Origin of the sequence: Thermoanaerobacterium sp. PSU-2, assembly GCF_002102475.1 — a bacterium.
Classification (GTDB): domain Bacteria; phylum Bacillota; class Thermoanaerobacteria; order Thermoanaerobacterales; family Thermoanaerobacteraceae; genus Thermoanaerobacterium.
The window spans coordinates 29,533-49,247 of sequence record NZ_MSQD01000015.1; the positions used below are offsets into that span (position 1 = coordinate 29,533).

The 19,715-nt window shown below is 35.4% G+C and carries 16 protein-coding genes and 1 riboswitch; of the genes, 3 read left to right on the forward strand and 13 right to left on the reverse strand.

Annotated elements, in window-relative coordinates; all coding sequences use genetic code 11:
- Positions 1-7: 7 nt before the first annotated feature.
- The 7 genes from BVF91_RS11095 to BVF91_RS11125 form a co-directional block, all read right to left on the reverse strand.
- A complete protein-coding gene (locus BVF91_RS11095) occupies positions 8-2,158 on the reverse strand; it encodes a glycosyltransferase family 39 protein (RefSeq protein ID WP_085113466.1) in 2,151 nt (716 codons plus the stop codon).
- A 293-nt stretch (positions 2,159-2,451) separates the two neighbouring features.
- Entirely contained in the window at positions 2,452-4,059 is a 1,608-nt protein-coding gene (locus BVF91_RS11100) for an MptA/MptB family glycosyltransferase (RefSeq protein WP_085113481.1), read from the reverse strand.
- A 187-nt stretch (positions 4,060-4,246) separates the two neighbouring features.
- Positions 4,247-4,843, reverse strand: a complete 597-nt coding sequence (locus tag BVF91_RS11105) for a Uma2 family endonuclease (protein ID WP_085113467.1) — start codon at positions 4,841-4,843, stop codon at positions 4,247-4,249.
- 81 nt (positions 4,844-4,924) lie between these two features.
- A complete protein-coding gene (locus BVF91_RS11110; protein WP_085113468.1) occupies positions 4,925-6,316 on the reverse strand; it encodes a HAMP domain-containing sensor histidine kinase in 1,392 nt (463 codons plus the stop codon).
- Positions 6,313-6,990, reverse strand: a complete 678-nt coding sequence (locus BVF91_RS11115; RefSeq protein ID WP_085113469.1) for a response regulator transcription factor — start codon at positions 6,988-6,990, stop codon at positions 6,313-6,315. The genes BVF91_RS11110 and BVF91_RS11115 overlap by 4 nt, the downstream gene beginning before the upstream one ends.
- 217 nt (positions 6,991-7,207) lie before the next feature.
- Entirely contained in the window at positions 7,208-9,691 is a 2,484-nt protein-coding gene (locus BVF91_RS11120; RefSeq protein ID WP_085113470.1) for an S-layer homology domain-containing protein, read from the reverse strand.
- 283 nt (positions 9,692-9,974) lie between these two features.
- Complete coding sequence (locus tag BVF91_RS11125) at positions 9,975-11,513, reverse strand: DUF4127 family protein (RefSeq protein WP_085113471.1); 1,539 nt, start codon at positions 11,511-11,513, stop codon at positions 9,975-9,977.
- A gap of 100 nt (positions 11,514-11,613) precedes the next feature.
- Here BVF91_RS11125 and BVF91_RS11130 point away from each other — a divergent pair, with 100 nt between their 5' ends.
- Complete coding sequence (locus tag BVF91_RS11130) at positions 11,614-12,474, forward strand: polysaccharide deacetylase family protein (protein ID WP_085113472.1); 861 nt, start codon at positions 11,614-11,616, stop codon at positions 12,472-12,474.
- A gap of 4 nt (positions 12,475-12,478) precedes the next feature.
- Here the strand turns inward: BVF91_RS11130 and BVF91_RS11135 are convergent, their stop codons facing one another.
- The 4 genes from BVF91_RS11135 to pyrG form a co-directional block, all read right to left on the reverse strand.
- Positions 12,479-13,519 (reverse strand): acyltransferase, encoded by a 1,041-nt coding sequence (locus BVF91_RS11135; RefSeq protein ID WP_085113473.1) that lies wholly within the window; start codon positions 13,517-13,519, stop codon positions 12,479-12,481.
- Between the two features lie 32 nt (positions 13,520-13,551).
- Complete coding sequence (gene hepT, locus BVF91_RS11140; protein WP_085113474.1) at positions 13,552-13,983, reverse strand: type VII toxin-antitoxin system HepT family RNase toxin; 432 nt, start codon at positions 13,981-13,983, stop codon at positions 13,552-13,554.
- Complete coding sequence (gene mntA / locus BVF91_RS11145) at positions 13,973-14,395, reverse strand: type VII toxin-antitoxin system MntA family adenylyltransferase antitoxin (protein WP_085113475.1); 423 nt, start codon at positions 14,393-14,395, stop codon at positions 13,973-13,975. Before mntA ends, hepT begins: the two co-directional genes overlap by 11 nt.
- Before the next feature lie 84 nt (positions 14,396-14,479).
- A complete protein-coding gene (gene pyrG, locus BVF91_RS11150) occupies positions 14,480-16,078 on the reverse strand; it encodes a CTP synthase (protein WP_085113476.1) in 1,599 nt (532 codons plus the stop codon).
- 1,179 nt (positions 16,079-17,257) lie between these two features.
- Between pyrG and BVF91_RS11155 the strand changes: the two genes are divergently transcribed.
- Entirely contained in the window at positions 17,258-18,076 is an 819-nt protein-coding gene (locus BVF91_RS11155; RefSeq protein ID WP_085113477.1) for a histidinol-phosphatase, read from the forward strand.
- 34 nt (positions 18,077-18,110) lie between these two features.
- Here the strand turns inward: BVF91_RS11155 and BVF91_RS11160 are convergent, their stop codons facing one another.
- Positions 18,111-18,512: a HEPN domain-containing protein gene (locus BVF91_RS11160; RefSeq protein ID WP_085113478.1), complete on the reverse strand. Its 402-nt coding sequence runs from the start codon at positions 18,510-18,512 to the stop codon at positions 18,111-18,113.
- Positions 18,496-18,840 carry a nucleotidyltransferase domain-containing protein gene (locus BVF91_RS11165; RefSeq protein WP_206199052.1) on the reverse strand — a complete coding sequence of 115 codons (345 nt, stop codon included), beginning with the start codon at positions 18,838-18,840 and terminating at the stop codon, positions 18,496-18,498. The genes BVF91_RS11160 and BVF91_RS11165 overlap by 17 nt, the downstream gene beginning before the upstream one ends.
- Before the next feature lie 142 nt (positions 18,841-18,982).
- Positions 18,983-19,066: riboswitch (cyclic di-GMP riboswitch) on the reverse strand.
- Positions 19,067-19,211: 145 nt separating this feature from the next.
- Between BVF91_RS11165 and BVF91_RS11170 the strand changes: the two genes are divergently transcribed.
- Entirely contained in the window at positions 19,212-19,637 is a 426-nt protein-coding gene (locus tag BVF91_RS11170) for a RelB antitoxin-like protein (protein WP_085113480.1), read from the forward strand.
- The last annotated feature ends 78 nt before the right edge of the window (positions 19,638-19,715 follow it).

A 19,715-nucleotide genomic window follows, 5' to 3' on the forward strand; every position in this document is an offset into this window, starting at 1 on the left:
GTCAATGTCAGTTGACATTGACACCTTTAAGATCATAGAGTTCTCCAAAATCTCTGCTAAATCCTCCGAAGCCAATGCCTCCTTGAGTAGAATTTGTGCTGCTCCACTGGCTTATAGGCACAAGTTTTCCATTTTCTCTTACCCAGTTCATTATCTCACTGTTGGAGCCTCTGTCCATTCCGCCTGTCATCACATACCTTACTTCGCCTTTTTTCACAAGCTCTTTAAACTGACTTAGGGTTAAAATATTGTCAGATCCTGAGAAGCCTCCTAATGCCATCACAGGTTCACCTGTCTTTATGATTATGCTATCAGCGCTTTGTGATGATGATACGACTAATAGATACTTTGCGCTGCCTTTGTTTTTCTCAAGGAAGCTTATAAGCTTAGAATCTGTGCTGCCATTTATATCTCCGCCACCGAAATCAAACCTATTTCTACCTGTCATAAGCTCTAATCCTGCAGATGGCATTGTACCGTTCATAGGATAAAATAGCGTCGTGGCTGACCAGATAGTAGGCGCTATCAAAAGCCCTATTACACCTACTGTAAGCATCGCCTTTTTGACTTTAAATCCGCCATTCTTAGCAAAAGTCATCAATGACAAAACTACTGCCGATCCGATAGAAAGCACTGCAACAGACAACATGATGTACTTTGTAATGTTAGATGTATTGTAGTGGTAGTACAATATTAGAAGTTCGACTAAGCTGTCAGCCACAAATGATAAAGGCAAAAACCACGACTTTGTACCGCCATCTTGGTACATCTCCCACATTGAAACGATGCTTATGCCTGTAAGTGCCGCTATAGGAGGTGCCATCATCGTCAAATAGTACGGATGGAACATGCCTGTTGTAAAGCTAAAGTATATAAACACAGGTACAAGCCATGAAATCCACAATATCAATGAAAGCTTCCTACCATCATCAAATGGCCTTTTAAGCCTTTTTCTTAAAATTTCTGCTAAAAATCCGAAGATGGCCATGGGGAAAAGCCATATTATCTGATCAGACAAACTGTTGTTTGAAAAAAGCCTCAATATGCTGGCTTTTTCATCTCCGCCGAACATACCGCCCATTCCGCCTCTATTGCCATTTGGCCTTCCAAAATTGCCGCCTGCGAAATTTGGATTTGCACCATTTTGCCCATTAAACCTTGGAAAATTGCCTTGGTTTGCAGGTGGTGTGTTTTGAGCGCTATTTGAGCTACTGCCATTCTTAGTAGCGCTTGACACCGTATCTACTGACGTCCTTGATGTACCTTGATTAAATTGACCGTTGAAATTGCCAAAATATCTTCGGAATTCTCCGCCATTGAAGTTTCCTATACGGCCGCCGCCAAATCCACCGCCGAAACCTGTGTTTCTGCCAAGCCCAAGCCTTTCAAGCCCATTGTGGCCTATAATAAGCTCTAATTCTGAATTGTCTGTGCTGCTGCCTACATAAGGTCTCATGCTTTGAGGAGTCATGTCAACAATGATTGCCCACGAAAGGGATACAATAAGTAACACAACGGTAGCCAATGACAGATAGCCGATCCTTTTCTTAACGCTTATCTTCGATGCTAAGATGTACGTTATATACACTGCTGGAATTATCATGTATGCTTCCAGCATCTTTACATTAAAGCCAACGCCTACTAAAAATAAACTTAACAGCAAATACTTAAGTTTACCTGTATCTAAAGCTTTCATAAAGGCCAAAACTGCAAACAAAAGAGTCATAAGCAACATATTGTCTATCGTGTTGTTTCTGCTGTCTGCCACAAATACAGGTGTTGTGGCTAAAACCAATGCTGATATAAGCCCCGCTGTCTTGCCAAAATACCTTTTAACGAGGACGTATATTAAGGCTACTGACACGACGCCTGCTATGGCCTGCGGCAGCAATATGCTTATGCCGCTAAAGTCAAATATCTTGGCAAAAATGGTCTGTATCCAAAATCCCAATGGTGGTTTGTCTATCGTGACAAACCCAGCCGGATCATATGAAACAAAGAAAAAGTTCTTAAGGCTCATGCTCATGCTTTTTACACCTGCAGCGTAATACTGGTTTGCGTATCCTTCAATGCTTAAATTGGTAAAATTCAATATTGCTGATAATAGTAAGATTAAATACAAGCCGATATTGTCTTTATTAAACTTCAATCTTTTCATTGTTCATCCTCCAATCTATTAACCAATTGTAATAATTTTATCGCTCATATAAGCTTCGTGTTCTATGTATCTTCGATTCACTTCCCTCGTTTTGCTAACGCCGTCTATGCGTTGTGACGGCTTTCGCTAACGCTCATACGCAAAACTTCGCTACGTTCATCGGATACATTAACGAACACTCCGCAATATATTCGCTCATAAAATTATTACAAATTAAGTACTTGCTTGAATTCTATCGTTCATATAGGCTTATTCCATATATCTCAATATAACCTCAGAATGTCTTATAAGTTTCAAATAGTTGTGTGAATTTCGTGTGATTCCATACCCAAATCAGCAATGTAAATCTTATTTAATACAGCCACATCATAAGATACTTTTACAAGATAGACGGCAATTACCACATTTGCCAATGAAACCATCATAGGTATAAACCCAAAAGAATTTCTCAAACCTCCAAACAGGACGTAATACATGTTTAAAAAGCTTGTTACGCTGAAACCGATAAAGAGCCCAAATAGCCTCATGTCTTTCACATACAAAAATGCCAATATTGCTAATGCTGCAGCAGGGAATAAGTATCTTTCATGCATCCCTGTTGAAAATGTAAATACTAAAGCGATCTGCAAAAGCGCTGCAAGGTATGCAAAGTTGCTGTTTTTCCCTTTGATGTATATAAACCAAGAGAACAATGTAGTCAAAACTATGAATATAAACCCCCATGTGCTGTAGCTAAATACAAACAATCTTGTGCCAGAATTCACGTAGTTTGCTCCCAGCAATCCATAGAAATTGAAGCCATTTACAGATACGTAAGGATACTCTGAAATAGTCTTTTCATATAGCTTAAATATCCACAAGGGATCTTGACCTATGGCAAACGGAACTAATACTATAACTGCCGTAACCAATGACGCCACAAGAGCCTTTAAGAAATTTTTCAGACTTCTCTCATTTACGATCTCGAAAAACAAGACCGGCGCAAATATGATTCCCTGCGGCTTCATAAGCACTGCTGCTGTAAAAAACACCGATGAAAGCCACAGATTTTTCTCTGACAAAAAGTACACCGCCATTATCACAAGCATCGTGAAAAACGAATCAACCTGTCCCCAAGCAGACGAATTTATGAATACGGCTGGATTGAAGATGTACAAAGCCGACATAAACGCACTTATGTTTTTTGCAAAATGCTTATTTGCTATTTTGTATATGATGTAAGATGATGCAATATCAGCTAAAATCGATGGAAGCTTCAATAGCACGTTGTAGTAATGCGATAGATTTCCAATTGAGGCTATCTTGCCTACTAAGTAAAGCACGTAGATGTAAAGTGGTGGATAATCACAGCTTGGAGTATTTTTGTAGAAGTTTAAAATGTCCTGCGATGCAGACTGTGCCCAGCTTCTAAAAAGCCCTATATCTCCTGAAAAACCTTCAATAGTTGCAGCTATGTAAAGCCGCATAAAAAATCCTATCAAAAATAGTGAAGCAATTATAAATGCGTCACTTTGGAAGTCAAGCTTAAACTTTTTATTCTTCAAAGCATAGTAGCTTAAAATAAACAGCAAAAAGACGATCGCCGCGTATGCCATTATATACACGCCGTACTTTGATGATGTTCCCCTAAATCCCCCAAAATCTCCTCTGCTATGAGGCATCTGCCATTGGGATTGACCATTTTGTCCATTCCCTTGAGAAAAGTTGCCTCTTTGCCAAACACCTTGATTTGTGTTTCCACTTTCCCAACTTCTATTTGTGCTGCCTTGTGTGAAATTATGCTGAAAATTTCCCCTAAACCCCTCTGTGCTTCCACTGTAGTGGTACAGTGAATATACACTTAAAATTATTGACAAGACCAAGACAAATGCCAAGCTGTACTTTGCCACATTTTTACCCATCGCCTTATCTCCTTTTCTTTTATTCTGCCTATAAGAAATTATAAGACTTAAATGTTGCAAAAAAATTAAAAAAATGTGTGATTTCTGTGTGAAAAAAGCAACCAGCATACGCTGATTGCTTTTCTTCACAAAAATCACACCTTACATTTAATTCTGAAAGATATCCTTCAATTCAATTTCCAATAATTCAAAAATCCTGACCTTTATTCTGAAAGATATCCTTCAATTCAATTTCCAATAATTCAAAAATCCTGACCTTTATATTGTCTTCTTCTGAATATACTTCAGGTCTTTGGTATTTGCCATCCTCACCTAAATAGTAAGAAAGTACAGTTTTTTCATCAGGAAATACGATCCAATACTCTTTTACTCCTGCTTTTTCGTACAAATAGAATTTTTCCTTTAAGTCTCTCTTTAATGTTGAAGGAGAAACTACCTCTATAATCATATCTGGGCTTCCTTTACAGCCTTTATCATCCAGCTTACTTGGATCACACACTATCACTATGTCAGGCTGAACTAAATTTGTCACATCATCATCACTGACATTTTCAGCAAACAATCTTACATCAAATGGTGCGCTGTAAACTTCACAAGTTTTTCCTTTTAGATAATTATGGATAGAGGCAAATAATTCTCCTACAACTTTCTGATGTTTCCGCGTCGGTGATGAACTCATATTATACGGAACTCCATCTATAAGCTCCCATCTCTCATCATTAGCCCAGCTCAAATAATCTTTGTATGTGTATTTTATATGTTCATCTTTATCTGCAACTGCCATATTTTTCACCTCTTTTAATAACAAAACTGCCCACATCCTTTTATAATAATTATACCACTAATTGTAAATTTAAAACTATTCTTAATTATGGCTATAGTTTAAGGGATATTTTATTATGAAGCTTACGCCTTTTTCCCTATTTACAGCTTTTATATCGCCATTGTAAAAGTCTACGATTTTCTTCGTTATGGCAAGTCCTAAACCGAAATTTCCCGTCTTGTCCTTGTACATTCTGTCAAATATATGGCTTATGTGCCTCTCATCGATCTTTGGCCCGTCATTGTATATGTCAAGATAAGCATACTGGCCTTCTTTTTTAAGCGTCACTTTTATCACTTCATTGGCATACCTTAAGGCATTATCAAGAATGTTTTCTATGCTGACTTCTATCTTGTCCCTATCACCCTTTATTATCACCTCATCTAAGCTTAAGTCCCATTCAATACTGCTTTTTATGATTTCAAACCTGCTTATTATGTTATTTACAAGATCCTTTAAATTTATATAGTCAGTTTTGGTGTCATTCTCCAGCACATAGTCGAGTGTATTCAGATAAAGCATCTGGTTTATTTTCTTTTGAAGCCTTATGGCTTCGTCCTTAATTATGGTTGCAGTCTTTTCCAATGAATCGATATACACACCGTCTATTATGGCATCTGCATGGCTCATTATCACCATTACAGGTGTCTTTAGATCGTGCGATATGCTTTGCAAAAATAGCTTTTCTTCCTCGTCTGCCCTTTTTAGCTCTTTCTGCATCATATTCATGGAATTTGCCAGCATACCTATCTCATCTTCTCTGTCTAAATTTATAGGCTCCTTCCAGTCTTTATGAGCTATCCTCATGGTATACTCCTCAAGCTTTTTAAGTGGCTTTGAGATGTATCCTGCTATGATTATAGACGTAAAAAATCCAATGATGATGAATATTATCCCTATAGCAATGACCAGATAAAGAATAGTATTGTCAACGATATTTGGCACGTACGACACAAGATAAGCTTTATTAGACGAATCGTAATTTACAGTGCTTATGATGAAGAAATATTCCATATTGTTGTAGACTTCTCTATAAAGCTTTTCATTCATGTTTCCGCCTTTTATAAAGCTGGACATCCAAAGTTTAACACCAAGTGAATCAAAGGATGGAGTATGAACGTCTGGTGGAGGCTCTCTGTGATTTATGTCTATAATCAAAGGTCTATTTGCAGTATCAAAATCAACAATGAAATTGTCTCCTCCTCTTAGATTTCTTAATCTGGAAAAATTGTTGTAGTTGCCACTGAAATTATTATTATTTTTAAGAAGCATCTCATGGGAAACTTTTAAATCCTGTATCTTGTTGTTTTCTTCTACTCTCCTGTATGCAAAGATATAAAGCATAGACAGGCTGCAGACTATGATAAGTATGACAGCGGTAAATGTCATCCATATTCGCATCGCAAGTGAACGAAATCTAAATATCTTCTTCATGATTTACACACCAATTTATAGCCGTATCCGTATACGGTCTCTATATTCAATCTATCCACTTTCTTCCTAAGCCTTCTTATGGTGTCGTCAACCACCCTGTCAGAGCCGAAATAGTCCTCTCCCCAGACGTTATTCAATATCTGATCTCTTGAAACCACGATATTTTTATTTTTTACAAGGTAACAAAAAAGCTCATACTCCTTATTCGTAAGCTGTATCTCATTATCGCCTAAATAGACAGTCCTTTGCTTCTCATAAAGCGTATAATCTCCCACTTGCAAAGCATCATCGCTGCCATCTTCTTCTTTTCCGTATATCCTCTCCATAAGCTTGTTTGTCCTAATGACAAGCTCCCGAGGCAAAAAAGGCTTTGAAAGGTAATCATCGCTTCCAAGCTCTAAGCCTACCACCCTGTCAAGCTCCTCATTTCTGGCTGACATAAATATAACTGGCGTGGACTTGTTGTGCTCCTTTATGGCTTTTATAAGCTCATATCCATCTACATCAGGAAGCATTATGTCAAGTATCCATAGGTCAGGCATGTCATTTATCCACTCCATCGCTGTGCTTCCATCAAAAAAGGTAGTAACACTATATCCTTCCCTCTCAAGATACTTCTGCAAAAGAAGGTTTAGGCTTTTCTCATCCTCTACAAGATATATCTTTCTCGGCAACTTAATCACCAGCTTTTACACTATACTTACTTTGTCTATTATTTTATCACATAAAAATAACAAATGTATAAAGAAATTGTGTGAAAGGTATGTGAAAATAAAAAACATGGCGAATAGATAAAAGTCCGCCATGTTTCGGTAGAAATGATTCGATTTTTAGGCATAAAAAAGTCCTCCAGAGGAGGAGGACTTTTGGATTAAACTTTAGTTGCTTTTATTATTTTGCATATACTATAGCTACTACTCTACCTGTAGCATCGAAATACAAATTAACTAGTGTTCCAGTAGATGCTATATCAGATGCATATCCTAATGAATATGTTGTAGGTGATGCCAAGTTATCAACAGCTATAAACTGATATCCTGGTGCTAATGCAAAAGATTGTGTTCCAACTTTTATTGTCATATTTACAGTATTTATATCGCTATTGTAAACTGTTACTGATGTCATACCATTTGTTGTTGCAGCTTTAGCATCCACAACCTTGCCAGTATTATTATCTATTGTCAAAGTATAAGCAGCACCTTTAGCATAAGCTGTCCCTGATGTGCCCGTTGTACCTGTTGTATCGTACGTTGTTTGAACGCCATTTACATAAGCAGTTATTCTATCAAATGTGCTACTTGAAGTTGTAACAGGAACAACATTTGTTATATAAGCATTAACTGTAGATGTATTACTTGATACAAATGTTGGGTTATACAACAATACTGCTTTTACGTTGTTTACAGTGTCATAAGCAATTGCTTGAACTTGATAACTACCACTTGTTAAGTCAGACAGCTTTGCAACTGAATAGTTACCACTAGCATCAACTACAAATATAGCTGTACTAGCACTTAAATAGCCGTATTGACTATTATTATTAAGGATTCCACTATTAAATTTCAAAGTATTTGTTGTTGTATCAAATGATGCACTTTGATTGCTAGCAAAGTTATTAATTGACACGCTGTTAGCATCTGATATTGTACCAGTGTTAGTACCATATACATTTGATACGACTGTCTTGTCACTATTAAATGTAAATTCTACTAATTTGTCATTATATACTGCTCCATAAACATTTGTTGGATCCCATGTATAAACAGTATCGCTTCCATCAGATGTTAATAATTCTATCTTTGATGTAAGTTTTGAACTTGTATTGCTATTATTTAAAGCTATAGCAAAATTAGTTGATACTGTTGATGTACCTAAGAATCTGAATATCTTTCCATCTTTGTCAAGTACAAATGTACCAGAATCACCGACACTTGCTATGTTGCTTGATGCATTATATGAATCTGTTAAATCGTATGATGTTCCGTCAATCTTTATCGAAGATGTACCTGCTGTTTCTGTAACTTTACCAGTAACAGTCTTTCTTACAACATACAAGTACAAACCAACTTGATTGCCGCTATCATCATACTGCTTGCCATAGTACAATACATCATTAGCTTTTATATCTGTTAAGCTTGATACATCGCCAGCAACTGTCACAGGATATGCGTTTCCGTTGCTGTCAACTAATGTATAGTTACCACTATCTGTTGCAATATAAGTTGCACCTGAAGCAACATTTGATGTTACTAACTTACCATATTCACCATTTGCATCTGGATATTCATAAGCTGTAACAACTGCATAGTTGTAAACTGGATTGCCATTGCTGTCATCTTTATTGCTTATGAATTTAACACTACCATAAGTTGGCACTTTGCCATTAAGGTGTGACCAATTTGTCAAATAATTGTTGTAGAGAATATAATCTGTGTTTGCTAATGACAAACCTGTATCTGTAGGTGTTGTTGTGCTATTGTCATATACTTCTCCAGATACTATTTTAGCATTGTCATATTCTTTTACTGGATTTGTATTCTCTGAAACATATACTGGTGTTCCATCGCTTGTGAAATATACATTTACGTCTTCACCAACATATTGTGAGAAATCAATGTTTCCTGCACTCTTAATTACAACCTTTTTATTTGTAACATCGTACAGTTTAACATTGCCTGTACCAGCATTTGATTGATTAGCTGTAGCTAAAACTACATATTCTGTTGGTGTAGCAATCTTTGATATTAAATCAATTTCATTGCCACTCTTATCTGTCTCTTTTACTAAGTTACCATTTGTATCATATGTGTACAAAGGCAAATCTAAAGCGTTGTTTACTAATATAGCCATTTGGCCACGATTTATTGTAGCATTTGCTGATAAATTAACACCATTTGTTAATCCTACATCAGCAGCTTTAGCTATTACGCCATATGGCCATGAAAGATCTCCTGTAATACCCAATGCTCTTAATAACATAGCAAGAGCTTCTGGATATGTTACAGTATTGTCTGGTCTAAATGTCCCATCTGGATAACCACTTGGATCAGCAATATTTATATCGCCTGATGCCCAATAGCTTGCTGGAACATCTTTAAACTTTGTTGGACCTACTGCTACTTTTGCAGCATTTTGTAAACCTTCTGCTGCATTAACAAAAGCGATCATCTGTGCTCTTGTCACAGCACCGTCAGGTTGGAATGTGCCATCTGGCATACCTGATACTAAACCTAACTGCTGCAGACGAGCAACTGCACTCGCATACGGTGCACTACTGCTCACATCGGAGAATGTTCCTGCAAAGCCTACTGCCATTGCACTGAACACCAATGTGAACGTGAGAACCACTGCTATTAACTTTTTAAGGTTCTTCATGGAATAAATCCTCCTCCTTAATATATAATGTATATTTTTCTTTTGAAAGGTGGTACCTTCCAAAAAGCTTTTGACTATGTAGGGTGGCTCTTTGCCAACCTGAGTTAATTATATCATCGTGTCAATCATGAAGTCAATAAATGTTACCATTTTGTAATAAATCTGTAATAATCGATTAACAATGCTTATGTCACCAAATAGTGCATTAATTAGATATATACGACAAACTTTTAAAATATCCTTCTCAAATTTAACATAAAATTATTAACAAATTATTAAATTTTTAGTCCAAAATTGGTGCAACTTTTATTTCGAACATCCTGTTCCATGGATATTCTACATCTGCGCCTTTTATCTTGATACCGCAATCGTCGTATATAGACATAAGCATATCGAGATACGGTTTCATCTTTTCTCTTAGCACTGCGTCTGCTTCACTTTTGTTTGTCAAATTGTCTGGGTTTAACCCATTTGATTTTGCCCAATTTTGCATCGCATCTCTCACTATGCTTTGGTATATGTAGTCATCAGCATATCTTATGAATGCAAATGCATAATAGTATTTCTGCATATCTTCTAAAGCATTTTTATCCTTTTTCGTATCAATATATGATTTTATGCTTAGCTCTGCTACCACTGTCCCTATAGTGTTGCTGGGAGTATTCCAGCCAGAATATGCGTCGACATTGGTAATAAGCTTATCTTTAAGTATCTCATCTACAAGATCTTTATCACCTCCGTTTGTCTTGGCTACATCTGATATACCAAAATTTTGTCCACTAATTTTATATTTGCTTACTACATTTTTTATTCCTGTTTTGTAATTTTTGTGCATGTGAATGTAGATGATATTTTTTGCATCTTGCGACACCACCCCACCTATGTAGCCTATCTTCTCCTCTGTTATCTCTTTTACTGTCCCGCCCTCAAAAGGCAAATAACTATTTTCATCGCCACTTTCTTCGTACACTATCTTATAAGATGGTTTTAAACCATTTTCTTCATTCAATATTTTTGCGACAGTCATCATGCTTATTTCGTCTGCACCATGAAGCATATAGACATTTTTGTAATCTTTAATGGCACTTTTTAGATCATCATAGGAATATTTAAGCATGCTTTTCATGGTGGTATCGTCAAGGCCGATTGTCAAAGTGACATTTGGCTTTAAATCTGACACCATTTTTTCATTTATAAGAACCTCCGAGGCTATTACAGACATGTAGTTAAACAAATAAGATGGCATGCTTAATTTCAATCTCTCAAGCGTCTTTGTATCATTCTCTGATATGGCTTTTTTTATTTGAACATAATAATTTATATTAGCATTATTTTGGACGTATATTGTGTCCTGCTGATAAAGAACTGGTGATACCTGTGACATTATAGATATTAAAAAAAGCCTTTTATTTCCCGACAAGCCTATTATCTCTTTTAATCTTTCAAGGCTTTCTTTGTAATTAATATCATTAATATAATTTCGCGATCCTATAAGACCACCTGATATAAACTGATTTGTAGATATTATGATAGCACTTACGTCAGGCCTTTCTACAGCTCCTTTAAGCCAATCATAAATCATATCTTGGTTGCTTTTTTTCTTGTAATTGTCAAGTGCATCCATAGGAGGTACTAATAGCTCTTTTCCGCCTGCCTTTGCTATTATCTCTACATTTTGAAGGGATACAGGTCTTGTATCAAGAGGAACAAAAACTATCTTGTCTTTTGACACATATTTCATACTGTCTTTATAAGATGTGTCAATGGAAACTATGCTTATTGTTATCATAAGTATCATTATGAATACAAAAAATTTCTTCATTGTCACCTATTTCTCCTTTTATCATTTATCAACCATCGTCCACGCTTTCTATATTATTTTACAATATGTTGTGATATAATGCTATTGCGAGGTGAAATAAGTGAAGAAATACATGATTGTTTTCTCTTTAATTGTGATAATTGCCGCATTCGGTTTTTATAGGTATGAGAAAGCTGAAAATTTAAAAAAGTGCGTCCCTGTCCTTATGTATCACAACATCTACGCTGGAAATATCCCTCCCAACAAAAGCGGTGTGCTTATCACTCCACAAAACTTTGAAAAGCAGATTTTGTACCTTAAAAGCCATGGGTATGAAACTATAACTGTAGAGGACTTATATAACTTTATGAAGTACGGCAAAATGCTTCCAAAGAAGCCTATACTTATTACATTTGACGATGGGTATTTGGGAAACTATAAATATGCGTATCCATTATTCAAAAAAATCGGGTATAAAGGTGTCATAAACGTCATAGTAAAGAATGTACCATCACCTACCAACAAAGTGGTGACTCCATATCCGCATTTTGACTGGATAGAAGCGAAAGAGATGTCGTCAAACGGTGTAATGGAGATCGAAAGCCATACATACGATTCTCACAAGTATGCGAAAAGCGGAAATCATAATATACCTATGCTGGCAGGACCTATAGATATAAATGGAAAGCTTGAAACGATGGATGAATACAGAAAAAGGATAACGGATGATCTTTCAAAGGCAAAAAAAGAAATAGAAAAAAACTTAGGGAAAGAGGTCATTGCTTTGGCATACCCGTATGGTGTCGGCAGCGATACGTCTAAAGATGTGGCGGCATCATTAGGATATAAAGTAATATTTACGATGGAAGAAGGCGTCAATGTGTATAAAGGGGACACATACGCAGTGAAGCGTATAACTGTGAGAAATACTGATACAGGAGAAGATATAGTAAAAAAAATAGAGATGTATGAAGGAAAGTGAATAATCACTTTCCGACGACAGCCACACCAAATTTTTGTTTTTTAATAATCATTGCGAAAAGATAAGACACTGCGTAAATCAGTATAAATGTCATTATAATGTAAATATCGTATAGATATGGGTTGCCTGTATTTAAAAAGTGATTTACCACATCTAAAAATAGCGGATGTGACAGATATATGCCAAATGAAAGCTTGCCTGTACTTGACAATATTCCGCTTAAAGCATGGTAATTCAATATCTTTGTCGACAAAGTGAAAAAGAACAGCGAAGCTAAAAGTGCAAATGTATAATAATAAATATTGTACAGGTTAGAGTCTATATGCTTATTTGCAAATGCCCTAAGGGATATGTCAACAAAAAGATAGCCAAATAAAATTGCGGCAAAAAACGAATTAATCAATCTTTTGCTGGAATGTTCTCCTAACTTATGTATGTTTTCACCGACATACATGCCTGCGATTATAAATGATATGTATGTTATAAAAAGATCGCCAGAATTTTGGTAATATCTACTTATGAAGTATTTGAACAGCAATATACTTGCTGCCTGAAGTATTATAATAGATAACACAATCGTATGTATGTTTTTATTTATGAGTCTATATATATAAAGCAGTACAGGAAACAAAACATACAGTTGTACTATTATGATTATGAAGTAGAGATGGTAAAACATGCCACCAAAGAAGATATTTTTAATTGTCAATATCGATCTTAATGGCACATGATGTACTATATGCAAATATGCACCGTATATTATTGTCCAGACAGCATACGGCATCAATACGTTTTTAAGCCGTCTTTTGTAAAATAACTTCCAATCACACCCATCGCCATAATTGTGCATAAGAAGCATAGCTGATGCGAATATAAATGCTGGCACTGCAAACTGTGTAAGCCTGTTTATAATAGCAAATATGATATAAGATAAAGATGATTTGTTTAATTGAACAACAGCATTTGAAGTAGTATGTATCATCAAAACCGCTATTATAGCTATCCCTTTAAGTATATCGATCTCGCCTATGCGTGATTTCGTCATCAATCTCTCTCCTTAAAAATATCATGTGCAACTCATATTAGTTTCTGACCTAAAAACGTACCTATAGAATTAATGTACTTTTTAAAGTCAATTAAATTATTTTGTAGGATACTATAAATTTCTTCCTCATTGACATCATCATAAAAATGTACGATTCTATTGCGAAACTTCGCCATTTGCTTATATGTATTTACCATATCAATAGGCAGAATATTGTATTTCCCTAGAATTTCAAAAGTATCAGCATAAGTTTTTGGGGAATCTAGTCCCTTCCTTGATATGATATGATTTCCTATATCTATCATCGCCTCTATAGCTATTTGCAAATTATATTTAGCAGAGTCATAATATATAAAATCTGATACAAATTCCTTTGGTTTTAAATTTGCAAGTTCTTCAAGATTCTTTATGCAATTTTTTATGATGGTAATTTTTTTTAGAATTTTTTCAATATCATAGGGCATTTTCTTTCAGTCCTTTCAAATAATCGTCGTAAAAAAATTTCATTGTTATTCCATAATCACCGTAAAATTTAAAAACATTTTCTTTAAAATCGGCTAATTTTAAAAAATCTTTGCAATACAATAGATCTCCTGTATAGATTACCTTATGTTTAAACTCAAGAGATGCTTTATTTAGATTTATTAAATCTATATCATCTGTGCCTAATATTTCTGAAAATTTTACTTCTAATGAAAGCTCATCATTAAGGCTTGGCATACGTTCATATAAAACAGCAAAATCGATGTCACTATTGTCATTTTGATATTCCGTCCCATACGATCCAAAGATATACAAAGCTAGTACATTAGGATTTTCTTTTACATAATCTACAAGCAAATCAATCTGTTTTTTGATATTTGTTAAATTTCTCATAACTATCACCAATTTACTAATTTTCATTGTCATTATATCACAAAAAAGGTACAAATCAAAAAAGGACCCAAATGCGGATCCTTATTACTTCATCAACAATGCTGCAGCTATAAAATCCCTGAACAATGGATGTGGTCTTAGTGGCCTTGATTTAAACTCTGGATGGAATTGTGATGCCACAAAGTATGGATGGTCTTTCACTTCTATTATCTCTACAAGTCTATCATCCGGCGATAAGCCTGACAATACAAGTCCTTTTGATGTGAGAAGCTCTCTATACTCGTTATTAAACTCGTACCTGTGTCTGTGACGTTCATATATAAGCTCATCTTTATATGCTTCATAAGCCTTTGTGCCTTCCTTTAGCTTGCAAGGATATACTCCAAGCCTCATTGTGCCGCCCTTCTCGTCTATGTCCTTTTGCTCAGGCATAAGGTCTATGACAGGGTATGGCGTAGCACCGTTAAACTCTGTAGAGTGGGCGTTCTTAAGTCCTGCTACATTTCTTGCAAACTCTATCACCGCACACTGCATGCCTAAACAAAGCCCTAAGTACGGTATCTTGTTTTCTCTGGCGTACTGAGCTGCCCTTATTTTTCCTTCTACGCCTCTATCGCCAAATCCTCCAGGCACCAGGATGCCTTTCGCACCTCTTAAAAGCTCGTCAACCGTATCGTCATTTACATTTTCAGAGTTTACCCACCTTATCTTTACATTGGCGTCGTTGTATATTCCTGCATGTCTTAACGATTCTACAACGCTTATATACGCGTCGTGCAGTTCGACGTATTTGCCGACTAAAGCTATCTCTACTTCTTTTTTCAGATTTTTCTCTTTTTCAACAAATGCTCTCCATTCCTTAAGATCAGGCTCACCTGCCGGTAAGTTTAACCTATTTATGACGTATTCATCTACTTTTTGCCTGTCAAGCTCCAGTGGGACTTCATAGATGGAGTCTACATCGATATTTTCAATGACAGCATCTGGTTTTACATTGCAAAACATGCCAATCTTTTCTTTTATGTCATCTGTAAGAGGAAACTCCGTCCTGCAGACGATCATGTCTGGCTGTATGCCAATGGATCTTAATTCTTTCACGCTGTGCTGTGTAGGCTTTGTCTTAAGTTCACCAGTCTTGCCGAGATGTGGCACAAGTGTGACGTGTATGAACATGACATTGTCTTTTCCTTCTTCGACGCCTATCTGCCTTATAGCCTCTAAAAACGGCAAACTTTCTATGTCACCTACGGTACCGCCTATCTCCACGATGACGCAATCAACATTTTGCTCTTTCCCTACTCGCCTTATTCTCTCTTTTATCTCATTTGTAATGTGGGGAATTACCTGAACCGTAGCTCCTAAATAATCGCCTTTTCTTTCTTTTGATATGACAGACCAGTACACTTTACCTGTCGTTATATTGCTGCTTTTTGTAAGGTTTATATCGATAAATCTTTCATAATGGCCAAGATCCAAGTCCGTCTCTGCACCGTCTTCTGTGACGAATACTTCCCCATGCTGGTATGGGCTCATCGTCCCAGGATCTATGTTTATATACGGATCGCATTTTATCACAGCCACGCTAATGCCGCGGCTTTTTAATAGCCTCCCTAATGACGCTGCTGTTATTCCTTTGCCTAATGATGACACAACACCGCCCGTCACAAATATATACTTTGACATCGTCTCACCTCATCTTTTATTTTATCTTATATCGTGCATTAAATGCGTTTAATTAAGTGAAAGGCATTAAAAAAATCTCTATTCTTAAAAATAGAGACTCTTATCCCTTTAATTTTTTGATAGTTTTTTAAATTTTCTTCGATAATGACTCATCAAAAACACCCCAAAAAAAATAAATACTTTTTTATTATATATGAGATTTTTTTGAATGTAAAGGGGGTTGAAAAATAAAATAATGTGGTATAATATATATAGACAAATTTAAAACCTGTGGACACTTTGCATAGAAAAAGGTGAGGCCGTTACCCTCACCTTTTTCTCGACTATGTACATATCACTTCGTGTACCACTTAATTATTATCTCTAATAATTTAAGCAGTATTTCCGCGACTTTGTACCAGTCTATTTGGCGGTTTTCTCTCCGCCTTCTGCTACCTGTGGACACTTTGTCACCTCCTTTCTTGGAGGCTACCATTATTATATCATACGTTTTTACCTGTTATTGCAATGTTTTTACTGAAAAATGTTTGAAAAATAAAATAATATGGTATAATATATATAGACAAATTTAAAACCAGTGGTCACAATGTTATAGAAAAAGGTGAGGATGGTACCCTCACCTTTTTCTCGACTATGTACATATCACTTCGTGTACCACTTAATTATTATCTCTAATAATTTAAGCAGTATTTCCATGACTTTGTACCAGTCTATTTGGCGGCTTCTTTTCCGCCTTCTTTTGCCACCAATGGTCACAATGTTCACCTCCTTTCTTGGAGGCTACCATTATTATATCATACGTTTTCTTGAGTTATTGCAATGTTTTTACTGAAAAATGTTTGAAAAATAAAATAATATGGTATAATATATATAGGCAAATTTTAAACCAGTGGTCATTGTTTATAGAAAAAGGTGAGGCTGCTACCCTCACCTTTTTCTCGACTATGTACATATCACTTCGTGTACCACTTAATTATTATCTCTAATAACTTAAGCAGTATTTCTGTGATCTTGTACCAGTCTATTTGGCGGTTTTCTCTCCGCCTTTTGCCACCAGTGGCCATTGTTTCACCTCCCTTCTTGGAGGCTACCATTATTATATCATACGTTTTCTTGAGTTATTGCAATGTTTTTGTTTTGATATTATAATTAGTTTATCAATGTAAAGGGGGAAAATATATGCCATCAGATTATCACGTACACATAGAAAGAGGACCGTACACGATTGATTGGCTTAAAAAATTTGTAGATACGGCATTAGATAAAGGCCTTAAAGAGATAGGCATATCAGAGCATGGATACAGATTTGATAAAGGATACGATGCATTTGGAAGCGACGGCTTTAGAGGGGAATGGATTAAAAAGTACAACGGTCAAGACATAGATGAATATGTATCGCTTATAAATGAAGCAAAGTCTATGGGACTTCCTGTAAAATTAGGCATAGAAGCAGACTATATACCAGGCAAAGAAAAAGAGCTTATGGATTTCTTAAAGCCATATCCATGGGATTATGTGATAGGCTCCATCCACTGGATCGATGACTGGGGCATAGATCTTGATGACTGCCTTGATATCTGGGAGTCCTGCGATGTGGACTCTGTATATTTAGAGTATTTTAATATGGTTGAAAAAATGGCTGAAACGGGTATCTTTGACTTTATAGGCCATATCGATTTGGTAAAAATTTTTAAGTACAGACCAACGCCAATGGTTTATGATAAAATAGAAGAAAATATTAAGAATATAGCAAAGACCGGAATAGCTGTGGAAGTTTCAACAGCAGGTTGGAGAAAACCTGTAGGTGAAATATATCCATCTAAAGAGATAATGTCCATGATTAAAAAGTACAATATCCCTATTCTTGTAAACTCTGACGCCCATACGCCGGAAGATGTGGCAAGAGATTTTGACAAAGCATATAATTACGTGAAATCATTTGGAATTGACACACTTAATTATTTTGACAAGAGAAAAAGAATACCGTACAAGATATAAAAATAAAGGCAGGGAGATTTTATTTTCCCTGCTTTTATTTTATAATTTCTTTAATACGCTTCCTTATATTATAAGCAATCTCTAATGCTTTTTTTGCATCATTCTCATTAGGCATACCATCAGGAAGACTTCCTATAGGAGCATCTGGATACCTAGATGGTATATAATACATATCAACAGTTTTTACATCGTCTATAAATTCATCAAAAGCATCTGAAAATTTATTTATAATTCTTATTAAAGTTATTAAATGATGTACTTTAGGCGGATTTATTCCATTATATATTAGATATGCTTTTAAGTATTTTTCTATTGATTGTTGAGAATGAAAGCAAACAACGTTGTATAACTTTGCTTTTAATAATTCATTGGCTGCTTTATAATCATCCTCTGCATAATTAAGCCATTGTTTATATTCATCATGATTTTCTTTCATATAAAACTTTACCTTTCTCTATTACTTCTTTTGTGTAGAATAAATTATTAGTCTCTATAAAACGTCTTTCTTCCTCAGGCGTATATACAAAAAAGTCAATAGGTACATCAGATTTTATAGCTTTAGAAACATATAATAGCCTATCTATATATCTCAAATCTGTGTTCATTATAACCACTAAATCTATATCACTCCAGACAGTTGACTTTCCATTGGCCATCGAACCAAATAAAATTATTTTTTCAGGATTGCACTTTTCTATAATTGCATCAATTATAATTTTTAATTCCTTTTCCAGTGAATAATCAATTAACTCCGCAGCTTGCATAATAATTCACCTCAAAATCAATCTTTATTATATTATAGCATATATAAGTATATTTTTATGCTGTATACGCTAAAAGGATAAGCATAAGCTTATCCTTTTGCCGTATATAAACCCCTATCCCCATAAAGCAAAAAGCCGCAGTAAAGACTACGGCCGGTTGCACCACTATCTCCGCATAACCCAGGTGCCCAGATACAGGTTATGCTTCACAGAATCCTATATATTTTGTTTATATTTCTAAATATTCGACATAAAACATAATTTTCCTTCTTTGATAAAAAATTTTTTTACACTCAAAGCTATAAAATGTGCATAGTGTACATAATATACATAATATGATATAATGGGAGGTGATAGGGGGAATGAATAAGATGTTTACAGTTAATGCTACAGATGTACGCAAAGAATGGGCAGATTTCATCAATTCAGTTGTTCGGGAAAAACCTAAAATTATAAAGCGAACAAAGGATTACGTCTTTGTTTCTAATATAGACATGATTAAAGAAATGTTAACAGCTTATACTTTTACAGCAAATGTTCTAAATGAAGATGATGGTACTGTAACAATTTCTTTAAATGAAATCGACATTGTTGTCAATGGCAAAGACGAAAATGAAGCATTAAATTTACTTGTTGCTGACATGATTGAATATGCAGAAGACTTTTATAACGATTTTCAATATTGGTATTCGGCTCCCAACCGTAGAGAGCATCTACCTTATGTATTAAATATACTGCTACAAGATAATCCTGAAGGAGTTAAAAAGCTTATTAAATGCCAACATGGAAGGAATTAAAGCGCTTTTTAGAAAGAGACGGTTGGGAACGGTGGAAAACGGAAGAATATTTTAATAGCAAGATATAAAAAATCTCCC